Source organism: Spiroplasma endosymbiont of Dioctria linearis (assembly GCF_964030865.1).
GTDB lineage: Bacteria > Bacillota_I > Bacilli_A > Mycoplasmatales > Mycoplasmataceae > Spiroplasma_A.
In genome coordinates this window covers 122,965-143,614 of sequence record NZ_OZ034984.1, presented here as the reverse complement: position 1 = coordinate 143,614, position 20,650 = coordinate 122,965, and the positions used below count along the sequence as shown (strand labels likewise).

Here is a 20,650-nt window from a genome sequence, read left to right as displayed (position 1 = left end):
TTAAAAGAAAAAAAAAGAAAGCTAAAATTTAACGGCAAATCTTATAAATTCAATATCCGTTCATTTTAGACTAACTTTTTTAGGTCTACCCTTAATAAAAAAACTAAACAATAATTCTTCGCCTTTAATTGCAGTTAAAGTTCCAGAAAATTCTGTAAATACTTCAATCGGCTCTTTTACTGTTAAATAAAAGAAACTACCAATATTATGCTTTAATATTTCAAATGATTTAACATTTCTTTCAGCACCAGCACTAGCTACTTCCAAAATATATGTATCATCTAATTCTTTAATATTGTCCAAAAAACTTGATATATTCTCATTAGCTTTTATTAATAAATCAAAATCCATATTTTTTTTACTAATATCTTGATTTTCTACTAGAATCTGTAGTACTTTTGAGTCAAAATCATTTACAATATTGAGTTCATAAAGTAAAAAGTCACACTCCTTAAGAATTTCTTTTATATTTTCTAAATATTTATTTTTAATAATCTCTAATGACATATTTACCTCTTTTATAGATTAATTTTATAGCATTTTAAGTTAATAAATAAAAAAAGATAATGATTTTCATTTTAAAAGTCAAATGAAAGTTGCTCATCATCTTTCAATTTTTCTGTAATTTTTAATTTATTAAAAATTTCAATTTGAGTTTGAGTAACTTGGGTTCTCAATTTTAAATCAGTAACACTTGTTATTTGTCTCTCACTTCGAGCCTTTACAATAGAATTTGCCACTGCAAAACCTAAGGAATCAATTACGTTAAATGAAGGCACTAATACTTTTTTATCCTCATTATTTTTTATAATGACAAATCTTTCTGCCTCAGAAATATTAAAATCAATATTTGTAATTTCTATTCCTCTTGCAAACATCTCTAAGACGACTTCAAAAATTGTTAACATAGCATTTTCTTTTGCTGTTACAGGCAACTTATTATTTTGTCTGCTTTTAATATCTTCCATTGTTTTAATAATTGCTTCTTTTCCTTTTAATACTGTTTCTAAATCAAAGAAGTCAGCCCTTGTTGAAAATCAAACAGCATAGTATTCTTCTGGATAATATATTTTATATCAAGCAACACGATAAGCCATCAAAACATAGGCAGTAGCATGAGCTTTTGGAAACATATATTTTATTTTTAAACAACTATTAATATATCACTCGGGAATATTATTTTCTTTCATAAGATTAATTCATTCCTTAGAAAGACCTTTTCCCTTTCTAACACTTTCCATAATATTAAAAGAAGTAGATGAATCTAATCCTTTCGCCATTAAGTAAACCATAATATCATCACGACATCCAATAACTTGAGAAATATTTGCTACTCCTTCTTTAATTAGAGATTGAGCATTTCCAACATATACATCTGTTCCATGACTTAATCCTGATATTTGTACTAAGTCTGCAAAATTTTTTGGTTTAGTTTCTTTTAACATATTTCTAACAAATTGTGTTCCAAATTCAGGAAGTCCGATTGCTCCTGTAGTTTCACCCAGAAGTGAATCAGCTTCAATATTTAAAGCTGAAAGTTCAGAAAATAAAGAATAAACTGCTTTGTCATCTGTTGGAACTTTAATTGGATCGAAACCAGTTAAATCATAAAGCATTCTTAAAGCTGTTGGGTCAACGTGCCCAAGTATATCCATTTTTAGTAAATTGTCATGAATTGAATGGAAATCAAAATGAGTTGTTTTTCAATCACTTTGATCATCATCTGCTGGATAATTTACTGGAGTAAAATCCTCAATCTCATATTCTTTTGGCAGAATAATAATTCCCCCAGGGTGTTGTCCTGTTGTTCTTTTAACGCCAGTAGAAAGTGCTGCTAATCGTTCTATTTCTGCTCTTCTAATTAAATCAAAATCAATATTTTGTTTTTCAAAATACCCCATTGTAAAACCAAAGGCTGTTTTTTCAGCAACAGTTGAAATTGTTCCCGCTCTAAAAACATTATTTTCTCCAAAAATTTCTTTTGTAAAATTATGAGCTATTGGCTGATATTCTCCTGAGAAATTTAAATCAATATCTGGAACTTTATCTCCGTCAAAACCTAAGAAAGTTTCAAAAGGAATATCATGACCATCACCTAATAATTTTATATTACATTTTGGACATTTTCTTTCTGGTAAATCATAACCACATTTAATTTCTTGTGGGGTTTTAAAATCAGAGTATTTACATTCTATACATCTATAGTGAGGTTTTAGTGGATTAACTTCTGTAATAAGTGCAACTGTCGCTACAAATGAACTTCCAACAGAACCACGACTTCCAACTAAATAACCATCTTCATTTGATTTTTTAACAAGTAAATGACTAATTCAATAAACAACTGCAAAACCATGTTTAATAATTGAAAGTAACTCTTTTTCCAATCTTTCTTTTACAATTTCCGGTAACTCTTCTCCATATAGAATTTTTGCATTTTTATAACATTCATCTGTTAATAATTTATCTACGTTTTCAATATTTGGAGGATAAGATCCTGTTTTAATTGGAATTATATTTTCATCTATCATATCAGCAATTTTATTTGGATTATCAAGAACAATTTCATTAATTAGTTCACTATTCTCTAATCACTTAAATTCTTCAAGCATTTCTTTTGTTGTTCTTAAATGTTGATCTGGATTATCTTTAACTCTTTGTTTGAAGTCATAAAGAGGATGATAAGCTCCACCTAATCCTTTTGTGTTTATATAAATATCTCTAATTTTTTTAAGCTCTGGTTCTACATAATGTGCATCACTTGTTGCAATTATTGTTTTATTTAATTTTTTTGCAACTTCAATGATTTTAATAATAAGATTTTTTAATTCTTCCATAGTTAAATCTTCTGTTTGAATTAATTTCTTATACACACTTAAAGGTTGAATTTCAATATAGTCAAAAAACTGTATAGCATTTTCTAACATTTCAAAAGTACCTGTTCTAGCATTTTCAAAAACTAGTCCATTAACACAACCACTTCCAATTAAAATATTATTTCTATTTCTAACCTCTAAAATTTTTGATTGAAAGACTTTTGGAGATCCTAAAAAACTTTCAGTATGCGAGTGAGAAATTAATTTATATAAATCCTTCAAACCTTTTTGGTTTTTTGCCAAAACATTTATATGATAACCTCTTGTTCTTCTAAAGTTTTCATTTTCATATTTCTCTTTATTAAATTTATTTCAATCACTGTCAATATCAATTGGAGTTATTTTTTTAGCCTCTGTTCACATATGTTCATACATATTAGTTAAAACCTCTGCATCATAATCAGCACGGTGAGCAATTTTTTCATCATAAAGAATTTGATAAGCCTTTGCAACAGTTCCAAGTCTATGATTTTTTAATCTTGGTTGTAAAAGTCTCCCCAATGACAATGTATCTATAATTGTATTTTTTAATTCTCCATAACCAAGTTTTTTTGCAAATGTTTGTAAAAAATTAAAGTCAAAATTGGCATTGTGAGCAACTAAAATACCATCTTCAATAATATCCATTATATTTTTAAATTCAACTTCAATTGAGTTTTTATCTTCTAACATTTCAGTTGTAATCCCCGTTAAATCAGTAGTAAATTTTTTTAAAGGTTTTTTAGGTTTGATAAAAATATCATATTTTTTTGAAGTTCCCTTTGCATAATCATATACATTAGCTCCAAACTCAATGATCTCATCAAATTCAGGAGATAAACCTGTTGTTTCTAAGTCGAAAACAACAAACTTGGCTTCTCTTAATTTTTTACCTGTTGGGTTTTTTACAACTCACGACTCATCATTTAGCATCACAAGTTCACTTCCATATATTAATTTAATTTTTTCTTCATCGCTAACTCCCTTATTGGCATTTAATAAAGAATAATAAGCATCAGGAAAAGTTTGTACATTTAAGTGATCTGTTATTGCAATTGCTTTTCATCCAAATCTTTTTGCACAATCAATATAATCTTTGGCACTACTTACACCATCCATAACTGACATTTTTGTATGAGTGTGGAGTTCAACTCTTTTAACTTTTGCATCATCTTTTCTATAGACTGTTTTAGACTCAATTTTTTTATATTTACTAATATAAAAAATATAACCCTTATCAAAAGAAGAATAATTGAAGTTCCCATTAAATGAAACTCAATCACCCTTATTTATAATTTGATTTTCAAAGCCCATTAAACTACTTTTTGTTTCTTCTGTTATTTCATCAAAAAAAGTAGGTTCATTATTTCTTTGAAAGAAAATACACATTACAGATGAGGTTCCATCAGTAATTGCAATATTATAAACATTTCTTCCAGTTTTTGATTTTCTAACATTCTTAGAAATAACTTCCCCATGAATTGTTACATTTTGAGCGTCCTCTTCTAAATCAATTATTGATTCATAGGTTGGTGTATTTAAAATATCATTGTTTGATTTGTATTTATACTTTACAGATGATGAGACACTTTGAGCTTCAAAATTACTTTTTTGAGTTGTTGGAATATATTCAGAAGCCTTTTGGTACTTTTCTCTAATAGATTCTAAAACATCATTTTCTAAATTTTCTTTTACTCTAATTTCTAAATCAATATCTCTAAAACCATATTTTAATAATTTATTTTTATAATATTGCTTATGTTCTTCTAAAAGTAATTTTTCAGTTTGATTTGATACATTAAAAAATACCATTCTATGTTCTTCAATATAATCAACATTTGATGGTGAAAGAATTTTGATAGTTCCTGTTTTTACTTCTGCTTTTTGTTCTTTGACATACTCAATATGATTTCAAACTAATTCCTTTGAGTATAATTCATTTTCCACTCAAAAATTTAATTTTGTAGAAACTAATGTATTTGTTAACATAATAGTTTCAATTTTATGTAATAAATGAATTGGTAAAAAATCTTTAATTTTAATAAAGACTCTTAATTTATTTGCACTTTGACTAAACTCAGCTTCCTTATAAAAATGGGCTTGTTCAAAATATGCTTCTTCATCTGAATTTAAAAAAACGTTTAAACTATCAAACAGATCTTTAATTTGTTTATGCATATTTATTTTCCCCCCTTTAATATATTTATACTATGAAATCTTTAATTGTTATCATTATAAATAATATTAAAAATAAAATAGCTCCTGTTGCGTTAACAATTACTTTATATTTTGTTGGCAACTCTTTTCTTATAACCATCTCAATAAAATTTTCAAGTAATCTATACCCATCAAGTGGTGGTATGAAAATTAAGTTTAAGATGAATAGATTTGCACTAATTGTAGCAACATAAATAAAGAACTGTTCAGGACTTGAAAGTAAAGTTGCTGTTTGTTTAGCAACTCCAACTGGTCCTACTAAATTTGAAAATTTCCCTGTAAATATATTTCCAAATGCTTCTAAAATTGAAATAGAAGCCTTAAATGTCTCACCCCAACCTGCTCCATATGCTTGAGCTGTTGTTTTATAAATTCTACTTGGGGCACTAATTCCAATACTACTTGCTGGTTCAAATTCCTTTAATTGTGTTAACTTTCCCTGCTCATAATTTTTTAAAGCAAGTCCACTATATGGATCAACTTTTTTATACATAAATTGAATTTTAACATTCTCTTTATCTTTTGAAAGAGGCAAATTATCAATGAAGTTATAAACTGTCTTTGTATAACTAACAGCTTTTTGATTATCAACTTCATTTATTTTGGCATTACATTCTCTTGTGCTTTCTAAGTCACTACAGATATTATCAAAAAGAGTAACTTCTTTTTTTTCTTCAATTGCTGTCATTCTTCATCCTCAAATGATATATTCTTGACCAATATAATTAATATTATTTTCTGTTTGTGTTTCATTTTCTAAAATAGCTTGTGCAGCTATTTTATTTTGATCATAAATTGCTCCAAAATAAGTCATGTCATTTTTTTTAGCTCCCACTGCTGCAAAAATGGTTGTAAATAAAAGTAAGGCCACAAATAAATTCATAGCAGGTCCTGCTAAAATAAAAAACATTTTTTTTCATCTAGCAATATAATCCAATTTTCTTTCGTCAGGAATTTCAATATCTTCTCTATCTTTTGGTGGATCACTTTTATCGGAAGCAATTGAACAATATCCCCCTAGAGGAAATGCTCTTATTGAGATTCAAGTTTCCTTACCCTTGATAACAAAAAGCCTTGGTCCAAATCCAATTGAGAATTCATAGACATACGCTTTAGCTATTTTGGCCAGAATTAAATGTCCTAATTCATGAATAGTAATTAATAAAAGCATAATCACTATTCCTATAAAGAAAGCTAGAACTACCATTCCACTACTAACTTCATTCATATTTATCCCTCAATTCTTTTCATTGTTTTTTCTCTAATAATTTTGTCATATTTTACTATTTCTTCATAACTTATTAATTCAATATTTTCAGATTCTTTAAATATTTTTTCAACTATTTCAGTTATTTGATAGAAATCTATTTTTTCTTTTAAAAAGTATTTAACACATATTTCATTTGCTGCATTTAAAGCAATTGATTTTGAATTATTTAACTCCAAACATTGTAAAGCAAACTTAATTGGTTTAAATCTATCTTGGTCAATTTCCTTTAAATCTAATCTTATTAAATCATTAAAATCTATTTCTTTTTGCTTATAATATGAATTTTTTTTAGGAAAGTGTAAAAAATAATTTATTACTTGTTTCATATCAGGTATTGACAGTTGTGCTTTTATTGACCCATCATTATAACCAACCATTGAATGAATTATTGATTGAGGATGTAATAAAGTTATGATATTTTTAATTCCAAATAAATGATAAGCTTCAAGGATTTCAAAAGCTTTATTAAACATTGTTGAACTATCAATAGTTATTTTGGAACCCATAATTCAATTAGGATGCTTTAAAGCATCAACTAAACTTACTTTTTTAGTTTCTTGTAAAGTTAAGTCTCTAAAACTTCCCCCAGATGCTGTTATAAATAAAACTTTTGCTGAATTTTCTTTTTCTAGACATTGAAAAATTGCACAGTGTTCTGAATCTAAAGGATATATTTTTGTCTCACTTTTTTTTAGCATATTATTTATTAAGTTTCCAGCAGTAACAAATGATTCCTTATTAGCATTTAATAAAACTAAGTTATTTTCTATTGTTTTTAATGTAACTTGTAAACCATAAAACCCACTTAAGGCATTAATAATTACTTCATCATCCTTGCTAAAAATATCTAAAATATTGTTTGTTAAAAACTCAACCTGTGGATATTTTAGTTTTAAAGAGTCTAATTCTTTCTTTGAATATACTTTTTTAATTGTTGGAAAACAAAGTAAAAAAGATTCAATTTTTGAATCATTTTCACCTACACTCAAAGCTATTAAATTAAATTTATCTTTATTTTCTTGTAATAATTCTATGCATTGTTGACCAATATTTCCTGAAGCTCCAAATAATACAATATTTTTCACTTTAATTAGGCAACACTGCTAATAAAGATAAATAATACAAATAATGAAAACAAGATTGAATCCATTCGATCCAAAGCTCCACCATGACCTGGAATTAAGTTCGAATAATCTTTAATGTTAACTTGTCTTTTAACTCATGAAAATAATAAATCTCCAAACAATCCAATTATTGGAAAGACAATTGCCAACAAAATATAAACAATTATTTCAAGAGCAATTGATTGACCACCCAATGATTGCATTGGTTCTCTTAGTGGTTGAAAGTTTTGTAGTGGTGGTGCAAATTTAAAGATCATTGCAAAGATAATTCCAGAACCTGCAGCAACTCCAAGTCCTATTAAAGCACCCTCTCAAGTTTTTTTAGGACTTATATTTGGACTTAATTTAGTTTTTCCAAATCTCATTCCACCAATATATTGGAATGAATCACTTAAAATAATCATCATTCAAATTCAAACAATTGTAACAAATGAGAATCTGGCACTAATTTTAACTTCATTAGTTTCTGGATTAATTGTTTCTACTAATCCTAAAGAAGAAATTGAAAATGCTTTTAATCCCATAATTATAATCATTGTCATAACAAAGTTTATTAAAGCATTTTTAACATCAATTTTTTTATCAGCAAATCCAACTATAATTGTTGAGATCAAATAAGTTGTAACTAATACTGGAAATTGTCATGCTTGTAATCAGTTTTCTAAACTCATTGATGTATAAAATGAGAAATTATACATTTTAAAACTTAATGGAAAAATAAATATTGCTGAAGCAAACATACTCATTAACAATTGATAATATCATTTTTTAAATCCCATTGTTTTATTCATTTCAAACATACATATTCATAGTAAACCAATAGTTAAAATGATTGAAGTATATGAAGCTGCTTCAGCATTTAAATCCGTATAAGATTTTAATGAAGTATAAATTGCTCCAGAAACAACAAAGCCTAAAAGTAATGCTAAAAGTACTATTGTTGAAAGAGCTCTTATTTTAAAATTACGTTTAGCAGATGGAAGTTTGAAACGGTTTTTACCAATTTCACCATTTATATCTGGAGTAACTTCAACTGTTTCAGGCATTTCAAACTCATTTTTATCTTTATTTTTTTTCATCTTGAATAACCCCAAATCTCCTATTTCTATTATTATATTCTTCAATAGCTAATTTTAAATCGTTTTTTTTAAAGTCTGGTCAATATGTATCTACAAAATATAGTTCTGCATATGCTAATTGAAGTAACATAAAATTACTCAATCTTTTTTCCCCACCAGTTCTAATTAATAAATCTATTTGAGGAGCATTTTTTGTATATAAATTATCTATAACAGTATTAATAGAAAAATCTTCAATTGATAATTTTTTACTATTAATATCATTAAACACTATTTTAAAACAATTTTCCACCTCTTCATAAGAACCATAATCTAAAGCAATGTGAACAATAATTTGATTTGCCTCTTTAGTTTTTTCTTCCATTTCTTCTAAATCTTTTCGAGTTTTTTCAGGTACTATATTTCTTCTACCAATTCATACAACTTTAATACCTTCTTTTAAATATTTTTCTTGTTGTTTTTTTGAAAAAATTTCAGATGGAAATTGCATTAAATAATTAACTTCTTGTTGTGGTCTTTTTCAATTTTCTGTTGAAAAACAAAACATTGAAACATATTTTATACCATAGCTTTTTGCATCTAAAATTGTTGGATAAATATTTTCCATGCCAATTTTATGCCCATAGGTTCTTTGCTTACTTTTTTCTTTTGCTCATCTTCCATTACCATCTAAAATGAAAGCAACATGTTCTAATTTTTTAATGAATATCCCTCTTTTTTATTTAACTAGTTGTAATTCTCTCAAGGGTGTTGTTAAGAATTCATAACCAGTTTTTGTAACTAAGATATCATCTTCAATTCTTACTCCCCCAATTCCAGGAATGTAAACTCCTGGTTCAACAGTAACACACATACCTTCTTGCAAAGTTTTATCTCCTGCAATTGAATTATAAGGTTCTTCGTGAATTTCAATTCCTAAACCATGACCAGTTCCGTGAGTAAAATATTGACCATAACCTTTAGACTCTATATAGTCATAACAAACTTTATGTACTTCATTTCCCTTGATTCCTGGTTTAATACTTTCAATCCCTAACTGCTGTGATTGATAAACTATTTCATAGATTTCTTTTAACTTTTCATTATTTGAATTTCCAACAGCAAATGTTCTTGTTTGATCAGAACAATAGCCATTATAGTAACATCCCATATCTAATGTAACAAAATCTCCTTCAGCAATTATTTTATCTGTTGGTACTGCATGCGGCATACTACCATTTTCACCACTAGCAACAATTGTATCAAAACTTAATTTTTCAGCTCCATTTTTTAAAAATGAATCACTTACAAATCTTGCCAATTGTTTTTCACTCATACCTGGTTTAACAAAATCTAATACTTCTAAAAAAACTTTATGAGTAATATCACAAGCTCCTTTAATTTGATCAATTTCTCATTTTTCTTTTATCATTCTTATAGCATCAAAATTATGTGAAATAACTTCTGCTTTTAAATGTCTTTGAAAAATTTGAGCTTCTTTTACAAAAACTCAATCACTTTCATATACAATAGTTTTTACACTATTCTCTTTAATTTTATTATTTAATAAGTCATACAATTTTCCAAATTCAACTATTTCATCAATATTTATTAATAAATCTGAGTTTCTTGCAGCAGTAATATATCTACCATCTACAAATAAATAAGACTTATTCTTTGTATATAAAATATATCCTAATGATGAATGAAATCTTGAAAATCAATATCTATTTTGAGGTGAATATAATAAAATGGCGTCTGCATCTGTTTCTTTTAAAATTTTATTTAATAAGTCTTTTTTCATAGTTAATAACTCCTTATATATAACTATACAAAAAAAGGGATGAAAAAACCTTATAAAAAGTATTTTCTATCCCTATTTTTTTTGTTTATGAACTTGGTGTGAATTACATTTAAAGCAATGTTTTTTAACTTCAATCTTTTCTTTTCTTTTGTCGTTTTTTGCTATGTAGTTTTCTTCTTTGCAAGTTGCACAACGTAAAATAACTCCTTCACGCATAGTCTTAATCCTCCTTTTGATACTGTTTTTAAGATAATAAGCAAATTAATAATACCAAAAAAAAATCATTAATTCTTGGTTTTTTTAAATTTTCACTGATTTTATTTAAAAATAAAGCTTTTCAGAAAACTATAATTTTAAATTTTTTTTTTTTTTTTAATATTGTTGCATTATGAAATATATGTAGTATTATCTATATAGATGGTTATCTATATAGATAACCATCTTAAGGAGGATATATGTTAGGATTTTATTCATTATGTACTTGTGAAGTATGTACTTGTGCAAATTGTCAATGTGGAAAATAAAAGATAGAGTTCTTGTAAAAAAGAACTCTATTTTTTTTCATTACAGTTTGAACAAAATAGTAGACTTTTTTCAATTTGCATTTCAGAAACAAACAGTTTTAATTGGTCAATTACTGGATTATTAATTTTATATATTTTAGAATTCTTTTCTTTGATAGAAGTAATCAAACCCACCTTTTCAAGCACCTTCATATGATAGCTTAATGTTGGTTGTGTTATGTTTAAATTATCTAAAATATTTTGTGCGCACTTACTACATCCACAATCGCAGATCATATTTATTATTTGCAATCTTGTTGGATCTCCAAGAGTTTTAAAAATTTCTGCAAATTCAATATATTTATCTTTCATATATTCTCCTTAAAAAATTTTTTTTTATGATTAACCAAATTATACCAATTTTTAAAAATATTTATCTTTAGGATTTTTTTAATAAATAAAGTAATAATGCTTAAATATGTGTAAAATAATAATAGTAATTTAGGAGTGAGAAAAGTGAGAAAATTACTTAATATAATTTCATCAACAGCATTAGTTGGAACATCAACATTAGCAGTTATTTCTTGTAGTTCAAACAAAAAATTTAATGAATTTAAAGGTTGAATTGACAATAAAGAGTCATTTATCTTATATATGGGAGCAGATGATTGTCCACATTGTATGGACTTTGATAATGCTAAAAAAGATTATAGTGATAAATTTGATTCAAAAATGAATGAATTAAATACAAGTTATGAACAAAAAGTTGTTAATCAAGGACCAAGTTATCCAGATTCAATGACAGCTTATGGTGAAAAATTAAATAATAAAGTTGATTTCAGAGAATTTAAAACAGAAGAAGTTCAAAATAAATTCAATGAAAAATGAAGTAAAAATATCTTAGATTGAATGATTGAAGAAGTAACTGAAATTTATAAAACTAAGGTTTTTGGAAATACTGGAATAAGCGATAAAATTGCATACAATGAATCTAAAAAGAAAGTAAAAACTTATTTTAATAATAATAACGGTGTACCAATGTTTATTATTATTAGAAATGGTAAATTAGTATCTTGAGAAGTTGGTTTTGGTTCATCAGAACAAGGATGAACAGAAAAAATAATTGATGAATTATTTGAACCATTTATCATTGCAATGAATAACAGTGATCAAGAAACAGTATTTATTGATAAAGTCAATAAAGGACAATCAACTGGTGGAGGAGAAGCACCAGATCCAGAAGCACCAGATCCAGAGGGACCAGGAACCGATCCAGGAGAAGAAATAGCAAATACATATAATTTTAACTACTTAATTGAACAAGATGATTTAATAAATAGTTATTCATTTAATAGTTTAAAAAATAAATAAAAAAATCTTCTAAATTTAGAAGATTTTTTTATTTATAAAACATATTCTTAAATTTAAAGCTCAATATCTATATCTCAAATTAATTTAAATAAATAGATATTTCATCAATCCACTTCTCCAGCTAATTGCCCGTATTCTTTTATAGATTCTTCTTCTCCACTTTTAAAACGTATTATAAGATAACTTGACTTGCTAGATTGCATTCCAAAACAATATCATCCCTTAACAGTAGTCTTATCGACTTTATCAACAAGTTTTCCATTGTAATCATATATTTTTACTATGTTTGGATTTTTCTCTTCACACGATATTGCCATAGTACTTGTAGAAGAAATTAAACCTATAATTGCAAATAGAGTTAAAAAATTTTTCATTGCTTTATTCTCTTTTATTTTTATATATTCATATTATAAAGGTATAAATTAAATTTAAATTAGAGAAATAAAAAAAGCACTTATAAAGTGCTTTTTTAATCAAGTCCGTAATAATGGTCCCCGGGGCCGGACTTGAACCGGCACGACCGCTTAAAGTCGCTGGATTTTAAGTCCAGTGCGTCTACCAATTCCGCCACCCGGGGATTAATAATAAAAATAAATGGTGTCCCGTATAAGACTTGAACTTATGACCCACTGGTTAAAAGCCAGTTGCTCTACCGACTGAGCTAACGAGACGTTAATAATAAAAATAAATGGCTGGGCTAGCAGGATTCGAACCGGCGCATGAGGGAGTCAAAGTCCCTTGCCTTACCGCTTGGCTATAGCCCAATTACTGGTGGGGAGTGACGGATTCGAACCGCCGAACCGTAAGGAGATGGTTTACAGCCACCCGCGTTTAGCCACTTCGCTAACTCCCCATAGATATAAAATATAAAATTGTGGTGCTGACTAAAGGAGTTGAACCTTCGACCTATTGATTACTAGTCAATTGCTCTACCAACTGAGCTAAGTCAGCAATTATCCTTTTTTTGTAAAAGTAAGAACCTTTTCAATTATACAAAAAAATAGAATATAAAGTCAATATTTTTTCAAAAGAAATAAAAAAAAGCACTCTGGGCGGAGCACTTATTTAAAACTTCTAGAATAGCTAATATTATAAATCTAAATAATTATGTTCATTTGATAGGGCTAAATAAACATTATGGGCTAATGATTTTTAAAACTATTCCAGACTTATTTATTATATTTTAAATTTTATTAAATTTCAATGGTTATTAAATGGAAATTTCAAAATATTAGATATTCTCATTAGTTAATAATTTTAAAATCAGCTTTTCATTTTGAGCCTTATCTTTTATTAAAATTAAATCTTGTGCCTTTTGTTTAAAAGCTTTTATATCATCTCTATTTGTATATAGTGTCATTACAATTTCTCCAGATTTAACAAACTCATTTGTAGTTTTATTTAAGTAAATCCCTGCAGCAAAATCTATTTCTTCTTCTTTAGTAGCTCTACCTGCTCCTAAATGCATTGAAAGATAACCTAGTTCATCTGCTGAAGAAAATGCAATATAACCATCTTTTTTTGCCTTAATTTCAATTACATGTTTTGTTGAGAAATTTTTTTCATAGTCTAATATAACACTAAAATCGCCATTTTGAGCCTCTATAAAGTCTCTAAGCAAGTAAGCAGCACTCTTATCGTTTAAAACCTTAGTTAATTCAATTTTAGCTGTTTTTAGGTCTTTAAAAACCTTATTTTGAACTAAAGTTAGACCAGCTGCAGTTACACATAATTCAACTAAATCTTGTGGTCCTTTTCCATTTAATGTATCTCAAGCTTCTTTAACTTCAATTGCATTACCAATAGCTCTTCCTAAAGGTTGATCCATATTTGTAATCATAACACTAACATTTCTCTTGTGTTCTTTTCCAATTGTTATCATTGCTTTAGATAAGGCAATAGCACTAGCTAAATCCTTCATAAAAGCTCCACTACCCATTTTTACATCTAAAATAATGCTATCAGCAGGGATTACAAGTTTTTTTGACATAATACTTGAAGCTATTAAAGGAATTGAATCTACTGTACCAGTAACATCTCTTAAGGCATATAATTTCTTATCAGCAGGAACAATATCACTTGACTGACTCATAATTGACATTCCAACCGTATTTAAAATTTCTTTAAACTTTTCTTCACTAATTTCTCCAGTTCATCCTGGACAACTTTCAAGTTTATCAATTGTTCCTCCAGTTTGTCCCAAACCTCGTCCTGATAATTTTGCAACCTTTACTCCAAACTTAGCAACTAGTGGAGAAAAGATAAGACTTGTTTTATCACCAACTCCTCCAGTTGAATGCTTGTCGGCTTTCAACCCTACTACATCATCTAAATTGTAAGTAATTCCTGAATTAATCATTGCTTGTGTAAAATTGGCAATTTCAGATGAGCTCATTCCATTAAACCAAATTGCCATATTAAATGCTGCCATTTGATAATCTTTTAATGTATTATTAACAAAAGAATTAACCACTCAAAAAATTTCTTGAGAAGTTAATTCTATTTTATTTTTCTTTTTATTGATGATTTCTGCAAAATTCATTCTTATCTCTCCTACTTATATAAATTAATAAAAATTAGTTCTATTTTTTTTATCTATTTTTTTTGGTTTAAGACCTAATTTTTTAGGATCTCAATCTTTATATAAATTGATATTTTTTTCTACTTCTTTTTGCACATTTTTTGTTAACATTTCAGTTTTAAGTGAAATAAATTTTTCTGGCATCATTGGCTTTCCAAAAACCACTTTAATAACAAATCTACCATGCTCTCTTTTTTGAAATAATTTATAAGAATCAATTATTGAAACTGGCACAATTGGCACATATGCCATCTGTGCTAATTTCATACTTGCTGCCATAAACTCTTCTGGTTCTTGTTTTGCACTACGAGTCCCTTCTGGAAAAATTACAACTGATCTTTTATAATCAGAAATTAATTCTTTTGCCTCTTTCATAGCACTCAATGCACTTCTTGGGTTATTGCGATCTAAAGGAACATTATCAGTTAAATTCATAAAATGCTTAAATATTTTAGTTTTTCATAATTCTTGTTTTGCTATAAAAGCGACAGGTTGTTGTAATGAAAAATCATTAATTGCTAACATTAAAATTGAGTCTAAATTTGATTGATGATTTGGAGCCAATACTATTCCACGATCTAATCAGTTTTCAATTCCAATTACATCAATTTGTACATTAGCAATTTTTAAAACTTTTCTAATTTTCTTTTTAACTCAGTTATATCTTCACTCTTCAGAATATAAGTTAGGATCTTGCTTTATTTTTCTTGTTATTTTTTTTGCTTTTGCTGTTACTCTTCAAATACTTCAAGCATTTGTAAATAGTCTTCACTTACTTACATAAGCCATTTCTTTTTTATCTTTATCTTCTTGAGTTGCAATTTCATTTTTTGATTTAACTTCTTTTTTTGATTCAATTTCATTTTTTAATTTAACTTCTTTTTTTTCTTCTAATTCTTGCATAGATGTTACCTTTCATAAAAATAAGTTGTAAATTCATCAAACTCTTTCTTATCGATTAGTTTAAAAAAACTTTCATCTCATTGCGGAGCAAAAACATTGCCCTGATACTCTTCTTTTATAATGCTAACTACTAATTTATCCGTGTAGTCTAATGCACTTTTGTAAATTTGAGAGCCTCCAATAATTACAAGTTCTTCCTCACATGTTTTATATTTTTTTAGAACTTCTTCTAAATTATTATATACTTCTAAATTATTATAACCCTTTTCTAATTCTCTTGAAGTAATTAAAATATTTTTTCTATTTGGTAAAGGTTTCTTTGAAAGCGACTCCCATGTATTTCTACCCATTAAGATAGTTTTGCCCTTTGTATAATTAATAAAATGTTGCATTTCCTCTTTGATATTTCAAGGTAATTTATCATCTTTTCCAATAACCTTATTTTTGCTTTGAGCTCATATTAAAGAAATCATTAAACGGCCACAACTCCTTTTATAGCTGGATGACTTTCATAATCTTTTAAAATAATATCATCAAATTTAATATCAAAAATTGATTTATTGCTTGAATAAATTATTAATGCTGGCAATTTTTTTGGCTCTCTTGTTAATTGCAAATGTAATTGCTCAACATGATTGGAATAGATATGTGCATCACCAATTGTATGAATAAAATAACGTGCTTGTAAATTGCACTCATTTGCAATAAGTTCTAATAATAAAGAATAACTAGCAATATTAAAAGGCACTCCTAAAAATATATCACCACTTCTTTGATAAAGTTGTAAATCTAAAAAGCCGTCTTTTGATACATAGAATTGAAATAATGAGTGACATGGAGGCAGAGCCATTTGATTGACCTCTGCTGGATTTCAAGCAGAGATTATATGTCTTCTTGAAAAAGGATTTTGTTTAATATCAGTAATTAAATTTTTAAATTGATCTACTCCATTAAAGTCTCTTCATTGCTTTCCATAAACAGGACCTAATTCTCCATATTTATCTGCAAATCTTTTACTTTCCTTAATTTTATCAACAAATTCTTCTAAAGTTTCATTCTTAAAATCTTTAGATTTTTTATAAATTTCATAGGGTCATTCATTTCAAATATTTACTTTATTATCAACTAAATATTTAATGTTAGTGTCTCCACTAATAAATCAAAGAATTTCATGTACTATTGCTTTAAAAAATACCTTTTTAGTTGTAACTAGTGGAAAACCCTCTCGCAAATCATATCTTGATTGGGTTCCAAATTTTGAAATAGTTCCAGTATTTGTTCGATCTAATCTCTTTTCACCAGTTTTTAAAACTTCACTTACTAAATCTAAATATTGTTTCATGTTATCACCACTTAAAATTATATATGAAACTAATAAAATGTGCTTCTAATATTTAATTGAATTTATCTTGATTGTTATTAAATAAACTTAGCTAAAAATAAAATAACTAGTAATAATAATTAATAATTTATTCAAAAATATCATTTATTATAAGGGGAAAAATATGGCTTTTGACATAAAAAAACAACCTTTATATTGAGAGTTTTACTCTTTTTAAGGTTGTCAATTCTGTTTTAAAATTGCATTATATTAAAATAAATTTTACATTTATTTATTTTTTAAATATATAACTGTCTGTTGAATTATCAAAAATACTGCTAATTTTTGATTCTTTTTTAATGTCATTATTAATGTAATTTAATTGCACAGAAAATCATCCTAATCTTACTTGCACATCTTTTTTTCCACTTGTAGAAGGTATAGCATCTGTTTTAATTCCATAACCATCATAGAAAAAATTATAATCACTTCTTATTTTTAATGTAAAATCACTAATACTTGCTTCATTTAAAATGGCTTGATTTAATTTAGAACCATCAAAACTTCCATTCATTATTTTCCCAAGTTCCTCTGTTGTTATAGATTTATTTTTTGAATAGTTATCTTCAATATATTTTCATAAGTCATAGTCAGTACTTTTTGGATCAAATGAAGACAAAGTATTCATATCATTTTTAGAACCACTTATATCTTTAACATTATATATTTTGTGAAAAGCTTTGATTGAATTATTTAAAACATTTGCTAAAGTTGTTGCCGACTTTGAGTTAATAGCTGAATATTCAAATGGTAAATCAATATCGGGCAGAGTAAATAAATCATTGTTATATCCAATTGCAACATTTGTTAAGGAGATGTATCCATACTCCAAAACATTTGCTGCATCTAGTGATTCATTTAATTTTAAATCTTTTAAAAATTCTTCATACTTATTATTAAATGATTTAAAAGATATAGATTTAGACATTCAAGTTTGCACTAGCTTTTGTACATCTAGAATATTATTATAACTCTGATCATTACCCAAAATATAATTTTGCACCATTAAATAATTTTCATCAACACTTCCTGATAATATTATAACTTCTGAATTATTAAAATTCCCAGCTACCTTTAAACTATTTTCTTTTGCAAGAGTTGCATAATCCGCAACTAAATTTAATTTAAATTGCTCTCCAGATGACGAGTTTAATATATTTTGTAATTCACCTTTAATTATTTTATTCTTTAAAATTTCATCAGTTTTTACATAATTTATAAAATCATCATCTTTAAATTTAAAAGCTTCATTTTGTTTTCAATTAAATGTGTCATTTGTAAAGTGCATTACACTACTTTTATTTTCAAATATAGCTTTTTTATAAGTACCTAAAAAATTTTCAATTGACTTAGAAAATACTTTATCATTAGTCATTGAAAACACTAGATTATATCCTGTATAAGATTTAATTTGTTCAATGTCATTTTTTTTATATTTTCAATTAAAATCTATTTCAACTATAAACTGATATACTTTTTCTTCCTCCACTTTCCCGTCTAACACTTTAATTTCATAATTATCTTTAATTTTAATTCCATCAAAAACATTATCAATATTATTTAAATAATATGAATAACCATTATCAATATCATTTTTTAATTCATTTAATTCATTTTCTAAATCAGATAAATTTAAAATACTTTTAAGGTCCTCTTCTAACAATAATTTTTTTTCTTCTGAACCTTCAAAAGATCCTTTACCTTCATTTGACTCATTTAATAGTTTTTCTAGATTCTTATAATTTAAAAAAGCATAGTTCAAATGGTTTTGTTCAAAACTTTCAACCACATATAGTAATTTTGAGACGTTACTTGATAAGTGATTTGAAAAAATCTTATTAACTTCTTGTTCTAAATTTAAAAAAATCTGATCATAATCTGGTTTTATAGGTTCAACTGGTGGCTCAGTTTCTCCACATGCAACTACAGTTGCACTAGTTGATGCAGCAATGCTGACTGCTCCTAATAAACTTAATAATTTTTTCATATTTTTATTTCCCCTTTTTTCCTAATACTATTAGATTAGGATAAATTAATTATATATTAAAAATGTAGCATTTATCAACAAAAAGGGGCCTACATAATTTTACTATGAGTAATAAGCGATTATGTCCCTACATATTAACAAGCGACTTTGTCCTCGTTTATAATCAATAAATGGAGGTTTTATGAAAGGACTACTATTAAATATCATGAAACAAGAACAATTAAGATTAATTAAGCAATTATCTTTAAGAAAAGACTCTATTAAAAATACAGCCTTTAAATTAAGTTATAGTGTCAGACACACAAGAAGAAAACTTAAAGAATATCAAGAAATTGGAGCAAAAGCTTTTATTCATAAAAATACCTGTAAATAAACTTCAACAAATATTCAAAGATGAAATAATTGAATTATTTCAAACAAAATATTATGACTTTAGTATTAAACATTATTGAGAACTAAATTGAAAAAAGAAAATAAGTCACTCTGCAATTAGGCACATATTAATAGAAGAAAATATTTTAATTGAGACTCTTAACAGAAAAACAAAAAAGATATTCGTAAAAATTTAAAGGTAGCAAACCAAGAAAATTTAACAAGCGAGTATCTTTCAAATTCAATTATAACAAGCAAACCGCATCCTACGCAAAAGAAAATTGTAAAGTTTGGAGAAATCTACGAAACTGATGCTTCAAATCATCAATGAATTAAGAGCTTAAAATGTCATTTGTATATTGTTATTGATAAAGCAGTAAAAGGATTTTGGCAGGCTATTTCAGAGAGCAAGAAACTACTGAAAGTTATTATAATATCTATAAAAAAGCTTTAAAAATTATGGTTTACCAAAACTAAATGTTAGTGATAATCGCAATGTTTTTAGTAGTAAAAATAAGCGTGACCATTTTGGTAATAGTGTTTCAAATACAAAATTACAATTTATTTTTCACTCTTTAGGAATAAATACAAAAACAACATCAATCCCCCAAGAAAAAGCATTAGTCGAAAGAACTTTTGGAACATTACAAAGAAGATGACCTCAAATAATTAGACTCTCAGATTTAAAAAATATTGAGTAGTTAAATAATTATTTACCCCATCTTATTCAGGAATACAACCAAGATTTTTCAATGCCCTTAGACCAATTAGAATAAGTAACTAGAAAATTTGATCAAGATGAAGATATTGTTTTCTCATATCGAAGTGAAAGAATTATTGATAGTGGTCATAGTATCAGTTTTAAAAAAACTAAGTGATTTATTTGTAAGAACTTTACTCCAATTTACTTTAAGCCAAAGTTAAAAGTAATGGTTATGGAAACGATAAATAAGAAGTATTATGCACTAATTGGAAATGACATTTACAATCTTATTCAAGTTGAAGTTGAACGCTTACATGGAAGTATAAAAACACTATCTAATGAAGAATTTGAAACTACTAAAATATCCAAAATTGACTCTCCATGAAAAGCAACTAACTGATATTTTTTTGATAGAAAAAGAAAAAATACAAGATCTTTTATTAGATAAATCTTGTATTTTGGGACATAATAGCTTATTATCTACATTTAAAGGAAGCAAGAAAATCTTTAATTAGAATTCCATT

General features: G+C 26.6%; 15 protein-coding genes, 5 tRNA genes and 2 pseudogenes. 2 read left to right on the top strand and 20 right to left on the bottom strand.

Features of this window, described 5'->3' with window-relative positions; genetic code table 4:
• Window positions 1–21: 21 nt before the first annotated feature.
• The 9 genes and pseudogenes from AAHM84_RS00660 to AAHM84_RS00620 all read right to left on the bottom strand — a co-directional run bounded on the left by AAHM84_RS00660 (window position 22) and on the right by AAHM84_RS00620 (window position 11,200).
• Window positions 22–507, bottom strand: coding sequence for a hypothetical protein (locus AAHM84_RS00660; RefSeq protein ID WP_342258987.1), 486 nt, complete (start codon window positions 505–507; stop codon window positions 22–24).
• A 71-nt stretch (window positions 508–578) separates the two neighbouring features.
• Window positions 579–5,030 carry a PolC-type DNA polymerase III gene (locus AAHM84_RS00655; RefSeq protein ID WP_342258986.1) on the bottom strand — a complete coding sequence of 1,484 codons (4,452 nt, stop codon included), beginning with the start codon at window positions 5,028–5,030 and terminating at the stop codon, window positions 579–581.
• A gap of 25 nt (window positions 5,031–5,055) precedes the next feature.
• A complete protein-coding gene (gene rseP / locus AAHM84_RS00650) occupies window positions 5,056–6,297 on the bottom strand; it encodes an RIP metalloprotease RseP (RefSeq protein ID WP_342258985.1) in 1,242 nt (413 codons plus the stop codon).
• Window positions 6,298–6,299: 2 nt separating this feature from the next.
• Window positions 6,300–7,424, bottom strand: coding sequence for a 1-deoxy-D-xylulose-5-phosphate reductoisomerase (dxr, locus tag AAHM84_RS00645; RefSeq protein ID WP_342258984.1), 1,125 nt, complete (start codon window positions 7,422–7,424; stop codon window positions 6,300–6,302).
• Window positions 7,425–7,429: 5 nt separating this feature from the next.
• Window positions 7,430–7,867, bottom strand: coding sequence for a phosphatidate cytidylyltransferase (locus AAHM84_RS05455; RefSeq protein ID WP_425289568.1), 438 nt, complete (start codon window positions 7,865–7,867; stop codon window positions 7,430–7,432).
• 745 nt (window positions 7,868–8,612) lie between these two features.
• Window positions 8,613–9,215 (bottom strand): annotated as a pseudogene (gene uppS / locus AAHM84_RS00635) (polyprenyl diphosphate synthase); the annotation flags it as partial.
• A gap of 45 nt (window positions 9,216–9,260) precedes the next feature.
• Window positions 9,261–10,325 carry an aminopeptidase P family protein gene (locus AAHM84_RS00630; protein WP_342258982.1) on the bottom strand — a complete coding sequence of 355 codons (1,065 nt, stop codon included), beginning with the start codon at window positions 10,323–10,325 and terminating at the stop codon, window positions 9,261–9,263.
• A gap of 72 nt (window positions 10,326–10,397) precedes the next feature.
• On the bottom strand, window positions 10,398–10,541 hold the full coding sequence (rpmG, locus tag AAHM84_RS00625) for a 50S ribosomal protein L33 (RefSeq protein WP_053946403.1): 144 nt from the start codon (window positions 10,539–10,541) through the stop codon (window positions 10,398–10,400).
• 335 nt (window positions 10,542–10,876) lie between these two features.
• Window positions 10,877–11,200: a metalloregulator ArsR/SmtB family transcription factor gene (locus AAHM84_RS00620; RefSeq protein WP_342258981.1), complete on the bottom strand. Its 324-nt coding sequence runs from the start codon at window positions 11,198–11,200 to the stop codon at window positions 10,877–10,879.
• A gap of 144 nt (window positions 11,201–11,344) precedes the next feature.
• Between AAHM84_RS00620 and AAHM84_RS00615 the strand changes: the two genes are divergently transcribed.
• On the top strand, window positions 11,345–12,199 hold the full coding sequence (locus AAHM84_RS00615) for a lipoprotein (protein ID WP_342258980.1): 855 nt from the start codon (window positions 11,345–11,347) through the stop codon (window positions 12,197–12,199).
• Between the two features lie 53 nt (window positions 12,200–12,252).
• Here the strand turns inward: AAHM84_RS00615 and AAHM84_RS00610 are convergent, their stop codons facing one another.
• The 11 genes from AAHM84_RS00610 to AAHM84_RS00560 form a co-directional block, all read right to left on the bottom strand.
• On the bottom strand, window positions 12,253–12,573 hold the full coding sequence (locus tag AAHM84_RS00610; protein ID WP_342258979.1) for a hypothetical protein: 321 nt from the start codon (window positions 12,571–12,573) through the stop codon (window positions 12,253–12,255).
• 114 nt (window positions 12,574–12,687) lie between these two features.
• Window positions 12,688–12,776: transfer RNA gene (locus AAHM84_RS00605), tRNA-Leu, on the bottom strand.
• Between the two features lie 18 nt (window positions 12,777–12,794).
• Window positions 12,795–12,870: transfer RNA gene (locus AAHM84_RS00600), tRNA-Lys, on the bottom strand.
• 18 nt (window positions 12,871–12,888) lie between these two features.
• A tRNA-Gln gene (locus AAHM84_RS00595) sits at window positions 12,889–12,963 on the bottom strand.
• A gap of 5 nt (window positions 12,964–12,968) precedes the next feature.
• Window positions 12,969–13,052: transfer RNA gene (locus AAHM84_RS00590), tRNA-Tyr, on the bottom strand.
• A gap of 22 nt (window positions 13,053–13,074) precedes the next feature.
• Window positions 13,075–13,150, bottom strand: a tRNA-Thr gene (locus tag AAHM84_RS00585).
• A gap of 280 nt (window positions 13,151–13,430) precedes the next feature.
• Window positions 13,431–14,741: a thymidine phosphorylase gene (locus tag AAHM84_RS00580; protein ID WP_342258978.1), complete on the bottom strand. Its 1,311-nt coding sequence runs from the start codon at window positions 14,739–14,741 to the stop codon at window positions 13,431–13,433.
• A 24-nt stretch (window positions 14,742–14,765) separates the two neighbouring features.
• A complete protein-coding gene (locus AAHM84_RS00575) occupies window positions 14,766–15,683 on the bottom strand; it encodes a lysophospholipid acyltransferase family protein (protein WP_342258977.1) in 918 nt (305 codons plus the stop codon).
• 5 nt (window positions 15,684–15,688) lie between these two features.
• Window positions 15,689–16,156, bottom strand: coding sequence for a dihydrofolate reductase (locus AAHM84_RS00570; RefSeq protein WP_342258976.1), 468 nt, complete (start codon window positions 16,154–16,156; stop codon window positions 15,689–15,691).
• The gene (locus tag AAHM84_RS00565) at window positions 16,156–17,025 is read right to left on the bottom strand and encodes a thymidylate synthase (RefSeq protein WP_342258975.1); all 870 of its coding nucleotides are present in this window, start codon (window positions 17,023–17,025) and stop codon (window positions 16,156–16,158) included. Before AAHM84_RS00565 ends, AAHM84_RS00570 begins: the two co-directional genes overlap by 1 nt.
• A 271-nt stretch (window positions 17,026–17,296) precedes the next feature.
• Window positions 17,297–19,051: a lipoprotein gene (locus AAHM84_RS00560; protein ID WP_342258974.1), complete on the bottom strand. Its 1,755-nt coding sequence runs from the start codon at window positions 19,049–19,051 to the stop codon at window positions 17,297–17,299.
• Window positions 19,052–19,232: 181 nt separating this feature from the next.
• On the opposite strand from AAHM84_RS00560, the pseudogene AAHM84_RS05450 reads away from it, so the two are divergent.
• Window positions 19,233–20,574 (top strand): annotated as a pseudogene (locus tag AAHM84_RS05450) (ISNCY family transposase).
• Window positions 20,575–20,650 lie beyond the last annotated feature (76 nt).